Origin of the sequence: Amycolatopsis sp. TNS106 (assembly GCF_019330265.1) — a bacterium.
Taxonomy (GTDB): domain Bacteria; phylum Actinomycetota; class Actinomycetes; order Mycobacteriales; family Pseudonocardiaceae; genus Amycolatopsis; species Amycolatopsis lurida.
On record NZ_CP024972.1, the window covers coordinates 6,451,019 to 6,468,081 of the forward strand.

Here is a 17,063-nt window from a genome sequence, read left to right on the forward strand (position 1 = left end):
GGCTCAGGCCTTGGCGGCGGCGGTCGCGGCGCGCTTGATCTCGCGGCGCATGACCTTGGTGCGGAGCACGGTCTCCTGCAGCGAGAGCTGACGGTCCAGCTCCTTGACCGCTTCCGAAGTCGAGTTCAGGTCGAGGAGCGCGTAGATGCCCTCGGCGTGCTTCTTGATCTCGTAGGACAGCCGGCGACGGCCCCAGACGTCGACCTTCTCGACGCTTCCGCCCGAAGTGCGGATCACGTTGAGGAAGTTGTCCAGGGTCGGGGCCACCGTACGCTCGTCGAGCGTGGGGTCCAGGATGACCATTACCTCGTAATGGCGTGACACAACCACTCACCTCCTATGGGCTCGCGGCCACGGACTGTCCGTGGCAGGAGGGTTTGTCCAGGTAAGCGTACCTGGCGGTCAGGAGACGCGGCGCAGGACCCACGTGCGGACCAGCGCGGCGGTCACGCCGGCGAGCACGAGCACCGCGAGCAGCATCGGCAGCTGGACGTCGCCGCCGGGCAGGCCGTCGGTCGCGAGCGCTTCGGCGTTGCCCGCGTTGCGGACGTCGGGGCCGCCCTGTCCGGCCTGGCCGTCGGTGCCGTACTGAGGGGCGCCCTCGCCGGGCAGCGGGCTGTTGGCCGGGTAGCGCACGCCCGGCGCCACCGCGACCCCCGGCTGTGCGACCGGCAGGTTGCCGTAGTCGCGCGGCGGGGCGTAGCCGGTGCCGTTGCTGCCGCCGGGGAGAAGGTTCGAGTTCGACGGTGCGCCGTGGGTGCCGCCGCCGGTCCCGCCGGTGCCGCCCTGCTGCGGGGCCGTGGTGCCCGGGGTCGGCAGGGCCGGGGCGACGTAGTTCGTCGCGACCGTCGTCAGGCCGCAGCTGCCGGCGACCTTGTGCTCGATGGAGTTCAGCGTCTTCTCGGGGTTCAGCCCGAGGCCCCAGGACTTGGTGTCCTTGACCGCCTGGCGCACGGCCGCGCCGATCACCTTGCCGTCGATCGAACCGCCCGCGGCGTTCGGGACCGTGCCGAGGTCGATCTTGTTGACCTTGGCGATGTCGTTCGCGGCGACGTCGTAGAGGGCCAGCGTGCCCGCTTCCCGCGCGCCCGCCCGCACCAGTTCCTTGACCGAGGTGCCGGTGATGGCGACGGTGTCGCCCATCCCGCCGTTCACGGTGCCGCTGCACGCGCTCGCCAGCGTGGTGGCCGCCGAGGCCGTGCCCGCGGTCAGGAGCGCGCCACCGGTGACCATGGTCGCGAGTGCGGTGACGGTGAGCGCCTTGCGGGTGGTCTGCCAGATGGTGGTCTTCCGCACGGGGGCGATCCTCCGGGTCGGTGGGGGCGTGAAGCAGTGCATGAGGAATCACTGCAACGGGGATAACGAGGGAGTGACCAGAAAGATACTAGGCGGTAGGACTAACTTGAAGCGGCCATTCGGCGGAGGACCCAGGTGCGGACAAGACCCGCGCTGACTCCGGAGAGTGCCAAAACGGCGATCAGCAGCGGCAGTTTCCCGTCTTGAGTGAATCCGTCGCTCACCCGCGGTAGCGCTTCGGCCTGTCCCGCGGTCTGGACGTCCGGATTGCCGTTCTGGTTCTCGGTCGTGACGCCGAACTGCGGCGTGTAACCCGGGATCTGACCGCCGTACCGGAGGCCGGGCGACGGGCTGAAGAGACCGGCCGTCGCCATCGGGATGGAGCTGTAGTCACGCATCGGCGCGTAGCCCGTGCTGATACCCCACGGCAGGTTGCCGAAGTTCGGGGTGAAGGTCCCGGGCAGCAGCGGGCTGTTCGCCGCCGGGATGCCACCCGCCGGACCGCCGCCCTGCGCGGGAGCGCCGGGTCCGCCCGTCTGCGGGCCGCCGCTGCCCGGGGTGCCGGGAGCGGGTTTGCCTGGCTGGGGCTGGGTGCCGGGAGCGGGCTTGCCGCCGCCGGTCAGGGCCTGGGTGGTTCCGGTGACCGCGCCGTTCAGCGCCTCCGCGGCGGGTTCGCCGACGACCGGGACCGGCGCGACCACGGTGTTCACCACCGTCACGGTCACCTTGCAGACCGTGCCGAGCAACGCGTTGATCGTGCCCGTGAGCACCCCGGAGACCGGACCGGCCTGGCCGAGGTTGAGCGGAATGCCGAGCAACGGGGTCTTGCCGAGGATCGTGTCGCCGGGCTTGGCCGTCACCGATCCCCCGCAGGTCGCGGTCTTGGTCTCCGCGGCGGCGGCCGTGCCGGGCATGGCGAGGGCGGCCGAGCCCGCGAGAATGAAGGCCGACGCACCCAGGGCGGTCGCCCTCCGTGTCCGTTCGCGCATGCCTTCGACTCCTCCGTCGTCGGGGTCACCTACCTGCACAACGACGCTAATGGAGACGAGTAACGCCCGCTCACTCGAAGAAGTCAGGCATTCGAGTGGAAGCGGGCGTCACTTTCGGTGAAATCAGGCGGGCTTGCCCCGCAGCCAAGCACGGACCAGAGCCGCGGCGACGACGGCCAGCGCCAGCACCGCGAGCAGCAGCGGCAGCTTGGCCGGGGCGACCGGCGCCTGGATGGCCTGCGCGTGTCCGGCGTCCTTCTCGTCGACGGTCGGCGGCGGGACCTCGCCGGGGATGATCTCGGTGATCACCGGCGCCTGGACGAAGCTGCCGGGGAGCAGCGCCGCGTTGCTGATCAGGCCGGCGATCGAGTCGCCGCCGATGCCGGTGGCGGAACCCGGACCGGTCTGCACCGGGAGTTCGCTGCCCGGACCACCGGGCTGACCCGGCCCCGGGCCCGGTGTCGGGGGCTTGGGCTCCGGGTTCGGCGGCTCGGGTTCGGGTTCGGGGTCTGGAATCGGCAGCTCGTCCGCGACGCCCTGCGTCAGGTTCCCGAGCGCGTTCACCGTGCCCTGCGCGGGTTTGCAGACACCCTGCGCGGCGAGGTCGCCCACCGCGTTGTCGGTGAGGCCGGTGGTCTTGACCAGATCGCCGACCGGCAGCGAAAGCAGCGGCTTCCGTCCTCCGGCGGTCTTGGCCTTCGAGTCCAGGCCGACCGTCAGCGCCTCGGGCGAATTCAGCGGAGCACCCGCGTCGAGAACGAGTCCGTCTGCGGACTTCCCGTTCTGCAGCGTGGCGGCGCAATCGCCGGAAAGGGTCGGATTCGGTTCCTCGGCGGCCGTCGCGGTCATCGGGAACGCGAGGCCGGCCGTGACCGATAGCGCGAATCCCCAAGCCGTGATCCGCCCGGCAGTCTTCCCCATCGAGTTCGTCCTCCGCCCCTCAGGACCCACGCGGTTTAACGGAACGCGCTCACGCTACCCCACGAGCGTGACCATCCGGTTCGCGACAGCGAAAAACCCGCGCGGCTCCGCCTTCCTCCCCACCACCGCCCTCAACGGAGGAGCTTCGCTCCGCGTAGATTCCTCCAGCATGAAAATCGGTGCCCATGTCCGCGACGACGACCCGCTGGCCGCGGTCGCCGAACGCGAAGCCGAAGTCCTCCAATTCTTCCTTTCCGACCCGCAGGGCTGGAAAGCTCCCAAACCCCACCCGCACGGTGAGGCGATCAAGGAATCGCCGGTCGAGGTGTTCATCCATTCGCCGTACCTGATCAATGTGGCGTCGATGAACAACCGCATCCGCATCCCGTCGCGGAAGAACGTCACGCAGCACGCGAACGGCGCCGCCGCGATCGGCGCGAAAGGGCTCGTCGTGCACGGCGGCCACGTCGGTTCCGCGGAGGACGTCGAAGAAGGTCTCGTCAACTGGCGCAAGCTTTTCGAGCGTGAACAGGAAAAGGGCGGTTTCGCCGTGCCCATCCTGATCGAGAACACCGCGGGCGGTGACAACGCCATGACCCGCGACCTCGACACGATCGCCCGGCTCTGGGACAAGGTCGGCGAATTCGGCGCGGGTTTCTGTTTCGACACCTGCCACGCGTACGCGGCGGGCTGGGACCTGACCGAGGCGGTCAAGAAGGTCAAGGCCATCACCGGCCGGATCGATCTGGTGCACCTCAACAACTCACGCGACGAGTTCGGTTCCACCCGGGACCGGCACGCCAACGTCGTCGGCGGTGACGGCACGATCGATCCCGAGGTGCTGGTCGCGGTCGCGGCCGAGGCCGGAGCTCCGGTGGTCGTCGAGACCCCGGCCGACGGACAGGCCGCGGACATCGCCTACGTCCGGGAACGCGTCGCCTGACATCCCGCTCTCGCGCTTGGGAGGGAGACCGTTCCCTCTCCGGCGGGAGGGCGGGGCACGCCGATCGCGAAAGGCTCGACCTCGACCGGGAAACACCCGGTGCCGGAGGGAAGCCATGAACATCAAATCGAAGATCGCCGCGGTCGCCGTGCTCGCCGTCGCGGCGGGAACGCTGGGGGCGACGCAGGCGACGGCGGCGCCGTCGTCCGGTTCGGTCGTGCTCGGATCCGCGGGCGGACCGCTGACGTTCCCCGGTTTCGAGGGCGATCCGGTCCGGTTCGATTTCGCCGCGTACGGGGAACCGGGGAAATCGTCGGGCCGGTTCCACGTGAATCATCTGACCAAGGACGGAAAGCCGTTCGCCGACTTCGACGGCAAGGTCGATTGCGTCTCGCGTGCCGGCGACCTCGCCGTCCTGACCGGCGTGATCGAACGCGCCGACATCCCCGGCTTCCCGGTGAACCTGGTCGGCCGCCGCGTCGGCTTCTCGGTGCGGGACGTGCCGCGCGGCCACGACCGGATCGGCTGGAGCTGGGCGTACGGCGGTTTCGAGCAGGACGTCCTGCCCTGCACCGGCCCGGTGCCGTTCTTCGAGACGAGCACGGGCGGCTACCTCGTACGCTGAATCGGCTTGACCCTCACGCCACGAGAGGGTCGAACCTGTGCCGCATGAAGAATCGGACCGTGTACCGGGCGGAGGACGGCGAGCACGTCGGCTACGTCGTCCCCGCGCCGGAAACCCGTTGGCAGGCACTGACCGTTTTCGGCTACCCGCTGGGCGGGCCCGCCGCCTTCGACGACTCCGTCGCGTTGCTGGAGGCCGAGGGGCTGGCCATCCTCGCCGAGCGCTGGTCGGTCAAGCAGGGCGACGACTGGATCAGCTGCCGCCTGGTCGAAACCTCGCCCGAAGCCGTCGTCGTGCGGATCGACGACTTCGGGGCCGAGGACTTCGGCAAGCACGTCAGGCTGGAACGTCCTGGGCCTGAGGTGCTGAAACGCGCTTAGCGTCCGGCGCGCCGTCGAGGAAACCGCCGATCGGATCATCGTCCCCGGCGGCGCGGACGGGGTCTCTGCGCGGCTGGTGGATCTGCCGGATCACCAGCACGCAGAGGCCGATCACCGCGAGGTCGCGGACGACGACGGTGCCGAGGAACCAGTCTTCGGGCAGGCCTTTGTTGTCGACGCCGAGGTAGTACATCATCCGTGGCGCCCAGACCAGCGCGTCGAGGATCATCCAGCCGAGCAGCAGCCGCCAGCGCGGGATCGCGAGCACCGCCAGCGGCACCAGCCACAGCGAATACTGCGGGCTCCACACCTTGTTGGTCAGCAGGAACGCGGCGACCACGAGGAAGGCCAGCTGGCCCAGCCGCGGACGGCGCGGCGCCTTCATCGCGACGTACCCGATGCCGGCGCAGGCGGCGAGGAACAGCACCGCGACGACGGTGTTGAGCACGACCGGTGTCTGACCCGTGGCGAGTTTCCCGTCGAATCCGGCCCAACCGGAAAGGTGGGAGATCACGTTGTAGAGCGAGTCGGGGTCCATCGGCCGCGCCGTGTTGAGGCGGAAGAACTCCCACCAGCCGGTGGGAGCGGCGAGCGCGAACGGGATGTTGACCACCGCGAGCGTCGTCGCGGCGAGCCCGGCGGTGAGCGCCCAGTGTTTGACCTTGCCCGCGCGCAGGCACAGGAAGAACAACGGGATGAGCAACAGCAGCGGATACAGCTTCGCCGCCGCGCCGAGGCCGAGCAGCAGACCCGCGATCTCGGGACGCCGCCGGGCCCACGCGAGCAGCGCGGTCGCGGTGAACGCGGTCGCGATGGCGTCGAAGTTGGTGAACACGTGCACCAGCACCAGCGGCGAGATCGCGACCAGCGCGGCGTCCCACGGGCGGCGTTTCAGCGATCGGCCGGTCGCCCACACCGTGACCAGCCAGGCCAGCGCGAGCCAGAGCGCCGAGATGTTGAAGTACACGGCCACCGGGAGCGCGCCGGGCAACCAACCCGATTCCGCGACCGAAAGCCACGCTTCGGTGAGCTTCGCGTTGATCCACTGGAACAGCCCGGTCGCGACCGGGTACTCCATGTACCGCGTGGTCTCCTTCGCCGTTCCCGCGTCTTCGGTCCACGAAGTCACGTACGGGAAGGTGTCCGGATTGTTCAGGCGCTCGGAACTGTAAAGCGGGATGATGTCCGAATAACACATCGCGACGAACGGGCGGCCCGCCCGCCAATCGAGCTGATGGGTTCCGGAATCGTCGGTGTACTGCTGGATGCACGACGCCTTGCCGAACCACGAGAGCAGCAGCGCCAGGCAGGCGAGCAGCAGCCCGACCCGCTGCGGAGACCAGAACCAGTGCCGTCCCACGGCCGCGTGCTCGCCGAGCGGGCCGCCGATCGGTCTCGTGGCCGCGGCCACGAGCGGTTCGTTCCAGCTCGGGATGACCCGCTCGCCGGGGGTGAGGGAGAGCGGAGCCTCGGGCTGGGTCGTCTGGTCGGACACGTGGCGGATGTTAGCGCCTATCCGGGTGACCGGGCCGGGCCTGCCGTGTCGTCCGTCCGGACACGCGTGTCGTCCGTCTGATCACGCGTGTCGTCCCTCTGATCACGCGAAAACGCCGTCGCCGCTGTCGTAGAACTCGGCCAGCACCTCCGCCGCCGCGCCGAACGCGACGACGTCGTCGCCCATCTCGTCGAGATCGACCTGGATTCGTTGCCAATGCGGCAAAGGCAGCAACTCCCGGAGCCGCGCCGCGACGGTGTCGCGGTAGACCTCGGGTTCCGCGCGGACCGAACGCCCGGTCAGCACGACCCGTTCGAGGTCGAGGACCTGGACGAGGTCGGCGAGACCGATCCCCAGCAGGCCCGCCGCCTCTTCCGTGGTCGCCGCCGCGTTGTGCAGCACCTCGACACAGCCGCGGCGGCCGCACGCGCAGCGCGGTCCGTCGAAGGCGAGCGTGGTGTGCCCGAATTCGCCCGCGTTGGTCCGCGGCCCGCGGTACAGCCTGCCGTCGATCAGCAGGCCGACGCCGATCCCGGTGCCGACGAGCACGACGGCGGTCGCGGCCGGGTCGCCTTCCGGCCAGTGCTGGGCGAAGGCGGCGGCGTTGGTGTTCTTGTCGAGCCGCACGGGCAGCCCGGTGCGTTTCGCGAGCAGGTCGCGCAGGGGGACGTGGTGCCAGCCCGGCATGTTCGTGGCGTCCCGGACCACGCCTTCGCGGTGGTCGAGAGGGCCGACACTGCCGACGCCGAGGCCGAGGACCCGTTCGCGTTCGATGCCGTCGAGCAGGGCTTCGGTCGCTTCGCCGAGGGCGGAAACGGCCTGGTCAGGGGTGAACCCGGGAGTCAGCGGCCCGCCGCGTGACGCGACGATCTTCCCGGTCAGATCGGTTCTGAGCACCCGGAACGAGTCCCGGTCGAGCTGGGCGCCGAGCGCGTGCCGGGCGTCCCCGCGGACGCGCAGGAGAGTGCGTGGCTTGCCGACGCCGGACGCGGGCTGGCGTTCCTCGTCCAGCAGACCGGCTTCGAGGAGTTCGGGGACGATCTTCGAGACGGCCTGCTGGGTGAGCCGGGTGCGTTCGGCGAGTTCGACGCGGCTGAGGCCGCCCGCGCGCAGGATGTGCGTGAGCAGCAGTGTCCGATTGTGCTGGCGCAGGCCGCGCAGATTGACCCCGGTCTCCGGCATAGCGCGCATCCTGCCATGACTGGCTGATTACGCAACACTGTTGTTTAATGGCTCCCATGGCTGATTTGCGAGTGGGGATCTTCGGATACGGCACCGGCGGGCGTGTCTTCCACGCGCCGCTGGTCGACGCGACACCGGGGCTGACCCCGGCCGCCATCGTGACTTCGAATCCGGACCGGGTCGGGCAGGCGAGCGCCGACTATCCGGCCGCCGACGTGCTGCCGGACGCGGACGCGTTGTTCGCGAAGGCCGGGGAACTGGACTTGGTCGTCGTCAGCACGCCGAACCGCACCCACGTTCCGCTCGCGCTCCGGGCGATCGAGGCCGGCTTGCCCGTCGTCGTCGACAAGCCCTTCGCGCCGACAGCGGCCGAAGCGGCGAAGGTCGCCGAAGCAGCGAAGGCCAAAGGCGTCGGGCTGACGGTGTTCCAGAACCGCCGGTTCGACTCGGACTTCCTCACCGTTCGCAAGGTCCTCGAGACCGGCCGTCTCGGCGACGTCTTCCGTTTCGAATCACGCTACGACCGCTGGGTGCCGAAGCCGCGGGACAACTGGCGCGAATTCGGCGACCCCGCGGAGGCCGGCGGCCTGCTCTATGACCTCGGCGCGCATATCGTCGACCAGGCGCTGCAACTGTTCGGCCCGGTCGCCGAGGTCTACGCGGAGGTCGACAGGCGCCGCACCGGGGTGTCCGTCGACGACGACGCTTTCGTCGCCCTCCGGCACACGAACGGGGTGCGCTCGCACCTGTGGGCGTCCGCGCTCGCGGGCACCCGGAACCCGCGATTCCGTGTGCTCGGCGACAAGGCGACCTTCACGAAGTACGGCCTCGACGTCCAGGAGCCGCAGATCAAGGACGGGCTGCGGCCCGGCGATCCCGGCTGGGCCGTCGAACCGCCGTCGGACGCGGGCGTGCTCGGCGTGAACGACGACGTCGAAACGGTGCCCACCGAGGTCGGCCGGTACGAGGAGTTCTACGCGCAGGTGCGCGACGCGCTGCTCGGCAAGGGCGACTTCCCGGTCGATCCGGCCTCCGCCGTCGAGGCGCTCCGGGTCATCGAAGCCGCTCACCTTTCGGGTGCCGAACGGCGCGTCGTCACCCTCTAGCTCAAGGGCCGCCGGAGGCCGGCCTGCGCTTTCCCGCGGGGGTCGTGAGTGGCAATGATCGTTCTAACCGTCTTTACCACTCACGACCCCCGCGGAAACCGTGGCATGCGGTGAGGGCCCCTTCAGCTACTCGTTGTCGCCTCTGCCGCCCCGTCCGGGTCCGTTGCCGCCTTCCTCGCCGCCGTTGTTCTCACTCGACGAAGGCGGGTTCCGCGAACTGGACGTCTCTTCTTCCTCGTTCCGCGAAGACGAAGATCCGGTGGACGGGCCGGTCGACGGCGTGCCGGTCTCGGTCGTGCCCTCGTCCTCGCCCGGCGGGGTCTGCGTCGACGGGACGGTGTTGCTGTCGTCCCCGCCGATGATCTTGACCTTCTCGAAGCGCTCCCCCGGCTTCCCGTTCAGGTACAGGGAAAGGAACTTCTGCCAGATCGGCCCGGCGATCGTCGAACCGAAGATCGACTTGCCGTTCTTGCCCTTCAGCGCCTTGTCGCCGTCGCCGCCGACCCACACCGCGGCCGAGATCGACGGCGTGTAGCCGACCATCCAGGTCTGCGAGTTGGCGTCCTTCGCCGACGCGGGCTCGCCCGGACGGTAGGTGTGCTGCTGCGTTCCCGTCTTGCCCGCGCACTCGTGGTTGTTGGGGCACTTGAGCTTCGAGAACGGGATGACACCCTTGAGCGATTCGGTGACGTTGCCGGCGATCTGCTTGCTCTTGTCGGCGTCGTCGGCGAAGGCGGGCTTCGCCTCTTCCGGAGCCGAGTACGCGGCTTCGTCCTGCGAGTTGGTCACCTTGACGACGAAATGCTTGGCCCGACGCTGCCCTTCGGCCGCGAAAGTCGCGTACGCGGCGGCCATGTCCTCCGGGCTGATGACCGTCTTGCCACCACCGAGCGCGATGTTGTTGTCGGCGAACAGTTCGGCGGTGCCCTCCGGGGCGGGTTTGACCCCGGCGTCCTTGGCGGCCTGTGCCACCGGCCCGGGCTTGGTCACGTTCACGACCATGTCGTAGAACACCGTGTTGGCCGACCGCTGCATCGCTTCGGACACCGTGCACTGCTGCGAACAGGTACTGCCGGGACCGGCGTTCCGGATCGTCTGCTTCCCGAACTGCCGGTTGTTGGACCCGTCGAACGTCGAGTTGATGCCGCCCTTGCCGAGCTGCATGTACGCGGTGAGGTCGAACGGCTTCATCGAGGATCCGGGGTTCTGCGGCGTGTTCGCCCAGTCACGGCCCTTGAGGTCCTGTCCGTTGGGCCCCTTCACGATGGACGGCCCGCCGTAGTACGCCTTCACCCCGCCGGTCTTCGGGTCGATGGCGACGAGCGCGTTGAGCAGGTTCTCGTCGGTCTGGCCCTTCATCCCGTCGGCCACCGCCTGTTCGGCCGCGGCCTGCGCCTTCGGGTCGATGGTCGTGTAGACCTTGTAGCCGCCCCGGTAGTAGACGTCGTCGGTGATGCCGTTCGCGGCGAGCTCCTCCTTGACCTTGTCGCGGATGAACGGGTTGACCACCCCGGCCTGTTCCTTGTCGGCCTGCGGGATCGGCGTCGGGAACTGCAGGTTCGCGCGATCCGCTGCGGAGAGGAAACCGTTCTGCACCATGCGGTTCAGCGCGACGTTCCAGCGGTCGTTCGCGACCTTCGGGTTCTCCGAGCGGCCCGGCTGCTGGATCAGGCCCGCGAGCAGCGCCGCCTCGGAGGCGTTCAGCTCGCCGGCGGGCTTGCCGAAGAACGCCTGCGCGGCCGACTCGATCCCGTACGCGCCGCGGCCGAAGTAGATGATGTTCAGGTACGCCGAGATGATGTCCTTCTTCTCGTACGTCTGGTTCATCTTGAAGGACTTGGCGAGTTCGGTCCATTTACGGGCGAGCGACGATTCGTCGTCCCCGCTGGCGACCTTGATGTACTGCTGGGAGATGGTCGAACCACCGCCCTTGCCCGCGGTCACCTGGTTGTAGACCGCGCGCAGGATACCGCCGATGTCGAAACCGGAGTTGGTCTCGAAAGAGGCGTCCTCGGTGGCGATGACGGCCTTCTTGACGATGTCCGGGATCTGCTCCGGCGTCAGGATCTGCCGGTTGCCGCCCTTGGGGACGTCCTTGCCCATCTCGGTGTTGTCGGCGTAGTAGTACGTCACCGCCTGGCCCTGCGTGGCCGCGACGGACTGCGGTGACGGCACGTCGACCGCGAAGTAGGTGATCACGAACGCGATCGCCGGGATGACGACGAAGAGGCAGAAGAGCGCGAGCAGCACTCGCCGGATCCGTCTCCACCTGCGCTTCTTGCGTTGCGCGGGGGTGAGGATCGGCTTCCCGTTTTCGTCGGTCTCCGGGGCGTACGGCTCATCGTCGTACGGCTCTTCGTAGCCGCGGTCGGTGGTGCCGTTGTGCTCGTGATGCGTGATGAGGTCCGGCTCGTGCTGCGGCGCGACCGGTGGCCGCTGCGGCCGCCGCGGTGGCGGCTGCTGCTGGGACGGCCCCTGGCGTTGCCACGGTGCCTGCCCCGGGGGAGCCTGCCGCTGCCCGTGCCCGGGGGGCGGGCCGGCGGGTCGGCGGGGCGGTCCGGCCGGGCGTTGCGGACGACGTGCGGGGTCAGGGTCCTGACCTGGCCATCCGCCGTGGGGATCGTCGTTCACTGGGACGTCCTCCGAACCTTCCGTGGTGAGCGCGGTCCTGCGGTCGCAGGTCTCCTTCTAGTCAAGACGTATGGGATCGGTTCAGGTTCATCGGCGGGAAGAAAAAAGGTGTGCCGGGCGCTCGCCCGGCACACCTTTCAGCACCTGCTCAGCCCGATCGTCACGGATCTTCGGCGTTCGGGAACAACGGATCCGAAGTCCCCGGGCCCGGCCGCGTCCAGCTCGGCTTCGTCGGCTTGGTGGGTTTCGTCGGCGTCGTCTCGGTCGGCTCGGTGGGCGTCGTCGGCGTCGGGGTGGTCGTCGGCGTCTCGGGTGTCGACGTCGTCGGCGGTGGTTTCTGCGCCGTCGTCGTCGGCACGTACCGCGCGTCCTTGCCGATCGGCTTGACGCTGTCGAACTTCTCCGACGGCTTGCCGGTCATGTACCGGGACATGAAGTCTTCCCAGATCGGACCGGCGATCGTCCGGCCGTAGATCGGTTTGTTGTTCTTGTCGTGCAGCGGCTTGTTGCCGTCGCCGCCGACCCACACCGACGTCGAGATGCTCGGCGTGTAGCCCACCATCCAGGTCTGCGCGTTGCGGTCGCGGTAGCTCGCCGGGTCGCTGTCCTTGAAGTCGTACTGCTGCGTCCCGGTCTTGCCCGCGCACTCGTGACCCTTCGGGCACTTGAGCTTCGAGTACGGGATGACCTCTTCGAGCGCGTCGGTGACGTTGCCCGCGATCTGCTTGCTCTTGTCGGCGTCGTCACTGAACGCGGGCGTGCCCTTGGGTGTCGTCTCGTCGAACTCGACCTCGTCCTGCGAGTTGGTCAGCTTCGCGACGAAGTGCTGCTTCTGCCGGACGCCCTCCCCAGCGAAGGTGGCGAAACCGGCCGCCATGTCCTCCGCGGTGGTCACCGTGCCACCACCGCCGAGCGCGATGTTGATGTCGGGGCTCAGCTTCGCCTTGCCGCCGTCGGCCTCCACCATCACGCCGGCTTCCTTCGCGGCCTTGGCCACCGGGTCGACCTTCGTCTCGTTGCGGACCATGTCGTAGAACACGGTGTTCGCGGAGACCTTCATCGCCTCGGCGACCGTGCACTGCGTGCCGCAGTTGGAGCTCTCGCCCGCGTTCCGGATCGTGCGGCCGTCGAACTTGCGGTTGTTGGAGCCGTCGAAGGTCTCGCCGAGTCCCTTGCCCATCTTGAGGAACGCGGTCAGGTCGAAGGCCTTGAACGCCGAACCGGGGTTGTGCGGCACGTTCGCCCAGTCGATGGCCTGGACGTCCTGGCCCTTGTCGTTCTTCGTCCAGTCCGGGCCGCCCCAGTAGGCGACCACGCCGCCGGTCTTGGGGTCTATCGCGACCAGCGCGTTCAGGATGTTCTCGTCGGTCTGGCCCTTCATCCCCTCGGCGACGGACTCCTCGGCCATCTTCTGCGCCTTGGGGTCGATCGTCGTGGTGATCTTGAAGCCGCCCTGGTGCAGCCGGTCCTGGTCGTAGCCGCGGGCTTCGAGTTCGTCGATCACCCGGTTGCGGATGTGCAGGCTCAGCGTCCCGGCGTCGTCGGCCTTCGCCTGCGCCTTCGGGATCGGCTTCGGGAACTGCGCGGCGGCGCGCTCACCCTGGTCGAGCCACTTGTTCGCCACCATCTGGTCCATCACGAAGTTCCAGCGCCGCTGTGCGTACGCGTCGTTCTCGGACCGGCTCGGGCCCTGGATCAGGCCGGCGAGCAGGGCCGCCTCGGACGCGCCGAGTTCCTTGGCCGGCTTCTTGAAGTAGGCCTGTGCGGCCGCTTCGATGCCGTTCGCGCCGCGGCCAAAGTAGATGGTGTTGAGGTAGGCGGTGATGATCTCCTCTTTGGACATCTGGTTGTTCATCTTGAAGGATTTGGCCAGCTCGGTCCATTTACGGGTGAGCGTCGGCGCCTCGTTGGCCGTGGCCTTCTTGATGTACTGCTGGGAGATCGTCGAACCGCCGCCCTGGCCGCCGGTGACGTTGTTGTAGACCGCGCGCAGGATGCCGCCGACGTCGAAACCGGAGTTGGTCTCGAACGACGAGTCCTCGGCCGCGTACACGGCCTTCTTGACCACTTCCGGGACTTCCCCGGGCTTCAGCAGGTACCGGCTTCCGCCGCTGGCGGGCGCGATCTTGCCCATCGGGCTGCCGTCGGCGTACATCAGCGTGATCGGCTGGCTCTGCAGGCTCGCGACACTTTCCTGCGACGGGACGTCCACCAGGAAGTAGGTGATGACGAACGCGATCGCGGGCACCACGACGAACAGGCCGAACATCGCGTAGAGGACACGCCGGACGATCCGCCATCGGCGCTTCTTGCGCTGCTTCGGCGTGAGGACCTTCTTCTTGCCGTCCTCTTCGTCTTCGGCGGGCTCGTCGTCGTAGGGATCCTCGCCCTCCGCGCCGAAAGCGGCGCTCGGGTGACGATCGTCATAGCGGTCGTCGTACGGGTCGTAGCCGTACGGGTCTTCGGTCCCGTTGTGCGCGTGATGCGTGATGAGTTCCGGCTCGCGCTCGTACGGTTCCGGCTCGACCGGCCGGACCATCGCGGTCGCCTGATCGGCCGGGGCGGGAGGACGGCGGTCGCCGGGCGGGGGCGGCGGTGGGCGGTGCCCGGCGCCACCGTTGCGGGCGCGCGGGTCACCGGCGGCGCGGCCACCGGGCGGCGGGGGGCCCTGCCTGCGCGGGGGCATGCCGTTGGGGCGGCGCGGCGCGGCGGGACGGCGGGGTTCCCGGGGTTCCCGGGGTTCACTGTCGGAGGGCCACTCGGGGCCGCCGGCCTCGCCGCCCGGCCACTGCGGGTTGGCGGCGCGCGGGTTCGCCGAGCGGGGGGTGCCGTTCGGGGGAGTCCGGCGCTGGGGGCGGCGCGGCGGGTCTTCGCTCGGCCAGCCGGGATCGTCGGCCTCGCCCGGCCATTGGGCACGGCGAGGTGCATCAGGCTCCTGGCCAGGCCAGGAGCGATTGCGGTCGTCGTTCACGAATGGGCCTCCCAGACCGGCGCTTCGGGGGACGCCGCTCTGTGGTCAACTGCGTTTTCGATACCTGTCACTGACCCGCTGTCCTCTGCGACCGGGTCCGTGGCCGGGTGGTTCCCGGATCTCCTGTTCCGAGGACGAAGGACCGCACCAGGTGGTTCCAGTGACAACTCCCGCAGACCTCGACCTCGTAGACGGTGAACTCCGCGAAGTGCCCGTCCATCCGTACCAGTTCGTCCGGTGTCTTGGCCGATCCGGCGGCGTGCTTGAGCTCGTCGCCGTACACCCACGACACCAGGGTCAGTTCCTCCCGATGACAGACCGGGCAGTCCTGATCGCCTGGTCGGCCGTGGAATTTGGCGGCCCGGAGGAGGTACGGGCCCGCGTCGCAGACGTCGTATGTGCCGACCCGTCCGGAGTGGACGCCCTTGAGCAGCGCGCGCCGCTGTAAGGCGTAGTCCACGACCTGCCGCTGGTTTCGCACGCCAACAGAGTACGGGCTCTTGCTGTGTGGTCCACGCCCCGTTGTCGGCGGGACGGTCCGTATGCGGCCGGACACGCCGACGATTCGATAACTCTCCGGTGAATTTCGCCGGGTTTTCCGGGTACCCGGTCGGGGTTAGCTACACCACTTCGATGTATCGGCGCGATATAGTGGGCCGGTAGGTTGACCGAGCCGGTCACGGTGGCCAACGCGATCGGTCGCGGTTTGTTCCCGGAAGGGGGTGCGGTGTGCTCGAGCTCGCGATCTTGGGGCTGCTGCACGAGACCCCCATGCACGGCTACGTGCTGCGCAAACGTTTGCATGAGACGCTCGGGATGTTCCGGACGTTCTCGTACGGCTCGCTGTACCCGACCCTGCGTCGGCTGCTTCGCGCCGGTTACCTCGTCGAGGAGCTCGAAGAGGTGGAAGACCGGGCGTGGGCACGCCGGGGCAAGCGGGTGTACAAGCTCACCGCCGAGGGCAAGGAACGGTTCGCCGAACTGCTCGGCGACGCCGGGCCGCAGACGTGGGACGACGAAGGCTTCGGCGTCCACCTGGCGTTCTTTTCGAGGACACCGGCCGACGTCAGGATGCGAATCCTGGAAGGCCGCCGTCGTCGGGTCGAGGAACGCCGTGAAGGACTTCGGACGGCAATGGCGCGGGCCGAGGAGAAGATCGACCGCTACACCCGTGAGCTGCACCGGCTCGGGCTGGAGTCCAGTGAGCGGGAGGTGCGCTGGCTCAACGAGCTGATCGCGCACGAACAGGCCGAGCAGCGCGGCCCGGAGACCTGAGGCGCTCTCCGGCGCGCTGCGCATTACCTACAACTGTTGGACTAATGAAGGAGAAACCGGCATGGGCGAGAACCGCCGCGTTCGGGTGGCCATCGTGGGCGTCGGCAACTGTGCGGCCTCGCTGGTCCAGGGCGTTCAGTACTACCGTGACGCAGATGCCGGCACTCGCGTGCCCGGTTTGATGCACGTCGTGTTCGGCGAGTACCACGTCCGCGACATCGAGTTCGTCGCCGCGTTCGACGTGGACGCCAAGAAGGTCAGCCGTGACCTGTCCGAGGCGATCTTCGCCTCGGAGAACAACACGATCAAGATCGCCGACGTGCCGCCGCTGGGTGTCACCGTGCAGCGCGGGCACACCTACGACGGGCTCGGCCGCTTCTACCGCGAGACGATCGAGGAGTCCGACGAGACCCCGGTCGACGTCGTCGCCGCGCTGCGCGAGGCCGAGGTCGACGTCCTCGTCTCCTACCTGCCGGTGGGCTCCGAAGAGGCGGACAAGTTCTACGCGCAGGCCTGCATCGACGCCGGGGTGGCGTTCGTCAACGCGCTGCCGGTGTTCATCGCCTCCGACCCCGAGTGGGCGGAGAAGTTCCGCGCGGCCGGTGTCCCGATCGTCGGTGACGACATCAAGTCGCAGGTCGGCGCCACCATCACGCACCGCGTGCTGGCGAAGCTGTTCGAAGACCGCGGCGTCCAGCTCGACCGGACGATGCAGCTCAACGTGGGCGGGAACATGGACTTCCTGAACATGAAGGAGCTGGAGCGGCTCGAGTCGAAGAAGATCTCGAAGACCCAGTCGGTCACTTCGCAGGTCGACCGCGAACTCGGCAAGGGCAACGTCCACATCGGGCCGTCCGACTACGTGCAGTGGCTCGACGACCGCAAGTGGGCCTACGTCCGGCTCGAAGGCCGTGCCTTCGGCGACGTGCCGCTGAACCTGGAGTACAAGCTCGAGGTGTGGGACTCGCCGAACTCGGCGGGCATCATCATCGACGCCGTGCGCGCCGCGAAGATCGCGAAAGACCGCGGTATCGGCGGCCCGATCCTCTCGGCTTCCTCGTACTTCATGAAGTCGCCGCCGGAGCAGTACGACGACGCCACCGCGCGCGACGAGGTCGAGAAGTTCATCTCTGGTTCTGTCGAGCGCTGACGCAAACCCGCCGAAGGGGCGCCGTTCCGCACGTCACTCACCTGTGCGGGGAGGCGCCCCTTCATCGTGTTTCCGTGGGCCTTCGGCCGAAAGAGGGCG

15 protein-coding genes are annotated in these 17,063 nt (G+C 68.7%); 6 read left to right on the plus strand and 9 right to left on the minus strand.

What is annotated here, in order from left to right:
- Nucleotides 1-3: 3 nt before the first annotated feature.
- From rpsF to CVV72_RS29535, 4 genes are all read right to left on the minus strand, one after another.
- Complete coding sequence (gene rpsF / locus CVV72_RS29520; RefSeq protein WP_016338288.1) at nt 4-324, minus strand: 30S ribosomal protein S6; 321 nt, start codon at nt 322-324, stop codon at nt 4-6.
- A 78-nt stretch (nt 325-402) separates the two neighbouring features.
- Complete coding sequence (locus CVV72_RS29525; protein ID WP_219146941.1) at nt 403-1,296, minus strand: hypothetical protein; 894 nt, start codon at nt 1,294-1,296, stop codon at nt 403-405.
- Between the two features lie 101 nt (nt 1,297-1,397).
- Entirely contained in the window at nt 1,398-2,285 is an 888-nt protein-coding gene (locus CVV72_RS29530; protein WP_219146942.1) for a hypothetical protein, read from the minus strand.
- A 123-nt stretch (nt 2,286-2,408) separates the two neighbouring features.
- The gene (locus CVV72_RS29535; RefSeq protein WP_219146944.1) at nt 2,409-3,206 is read right to left on the minus strand and encodes a hypothetical protein; all 798 of its coding nucleotides are present in this window, start codon (nt 3,204-3,206) and stop codon (nt 2,409-2,411) included.
- Between the two features lie 169 nt (nt 3,207-3,375).
- On the opposite strand from CVV72_RS29535, the gene CVV72_RS29540 reads away from it, so the two are divergent.
- From CVV72_RS29540 to CVV72_RS29550, 3 genes are all read left to right on the plus strand, one after another.
- Nucleotides 3,376-4,149 (plus strand): deoxyribonuclease IV, encoded by a 774-nt coding sequence (locus CVV72_RS29540; RefSeq protein WP_219146946.1) that lies wholly within the window; start codon nt 3,376-3,378, stop codon nt 4,147-4,149.
- A gap of 115 nt (nt 4,150-4,264) precedes the next feature.
- Complete coding sequence (locus CVV72_RS29545; protein WP_219146948.1) at nt 4,265-4,774, plus strand: hypothetical protein; 510 nt, start codon at nt 4,265-4,267, stop codon at nt 4,772-4,774.
- Nucleotides 4,775-4,818: 44 nt separating this feature from the next.
- On the plus strand, nt 4,819-5,154 hold the full coding sequence (locus CVV72_RS29550) for a hypothetical protein (protein WP_219146950.1): 336 nt from the start codon (nt 4,819-4,821) through the stop codon (nt 5,152-5,154).
- On the opposite strand, the gene CVV72_RS29555 is transcribed toward CVV72_RS29550, so the two are convergent.
- Nucleotides 5,111-6,649: a glycosyltransferase family 87 protein gene (locus CVV72_RS29555; RefSeq protein WP_219146952.1), complete on the minus strand. Its 1,539-nt coding sequence runs from the start codon at nt 6,647-6,649 to the stop codon at nt 5,111-5,113. The genes CVV72_RS29550 and CVV72_RS29555 overlap by 44 nt on opposite strands.
- 102 nt (nt 6,650-6,751) lie before the next feature.
- Nucleotides 6,752-7,831 (minus strand): ROK family transcriptional regulator, encoded by a 1,080-nt coding sequence (locus tag CVV72_RS29560; protein ID WP_219146954.1) that lies wholly within the window; start codon nt 7,829-7,831, stop codon nt 6,752-6,754.
- 56 nt (nt 7,832-7,887) lie between these two features.
- On the opposite strand from CVV72_RS29560, the gene CVV72_RS29565 reads away from it, so the two are divergent.
- Nucleotides 7,888-8,937, plus strand: a complete 1,050-nt coding sequence (locus CVV72_RS29565) for a Gfo/Idh/MocA family oxidoreductase (protein WP_219146956.1) — start codon at nt 7,888-7,890, stop codon at nt 8,935-8,937.
- Between the two features lie 126 nt (nt 8,938-9,063).
- Here CVV72_RS29565 and CVV72_RS29570 read toward each other — a convergent pair whose 3' ends face one another.
- The 3 genes from CVV72_RS29570 to CVV72_RS29580 form a co-directional block, all read right to left on the minus strand.
- Nucleotides 9,064-11,568, minus strand: coding sequence for a transglycosylase domain-containing protein (locus CVV72_RS29570; protein WP_219146958.1), 2,505 nt, complete (start codon nt 11,566-11,568; stop codon nt 9,064-9,066).
- A 160-nt stretch (nt 11,569-11,728) separates the two neighbouring features.
- Nucleotides 11,729-14,107, minus strand: coding sequence for a transglycosylase domain-containing protein (locus CVV72_RS29575; protein WP_219154201.1), 2,379 nt, complete (start codon nt 14,105-14,107; stop codon nt 11,729-11,731).
- 499 nt (nt 14,108-14,606) lie between these two features.
- The gene (locus CVV72_RS29580; RefSeq protein ID WP_034314297.1) at nt 14,607-15,020 is read right to left on the minus strand and encodes a DUF5318 domain-containing protein; all 414 of its coding nucleotides are present in this window, start codon (nt 15,018-15,020) and stop codon (nt 14,607-14,609) included.
- 248 nt (nt 15,021-15,268) lie between these two features.
- On the opposite strand from CVV72_RS29580, the gene CVV72_RS29585 reads away from it, so the two are divergent.
- Together CVV72_RS29585 and CVV72_RS29590 are read left to right on the plus strand one after the other, a co-directional pair.
- A complete protein-coding gene (locus CVV72_RS29585) occupies nt 15,269-15,814 on the plus strand; it encodes a PadR family transcriptional regulator (protein WP_005168208.1) in 546 nt (181 codons plus the stop codon).
- Between the two features lie 61 nt (nt 15,815-15,875).
- Nucleotides 15,876-16,964: an inositol-3-phosphate synthase gene (locus CVV72_RS29590; protein ID WP_219146960.1), complete on the plus strand. Its 1,089-nt coding sequence runs from the start codon at nt 15,876-15,878 to the stop codon at nt 16,962-16,964.
- Nucleotides 16,965-17,063 lie beyond the last annotated feature (99 nt).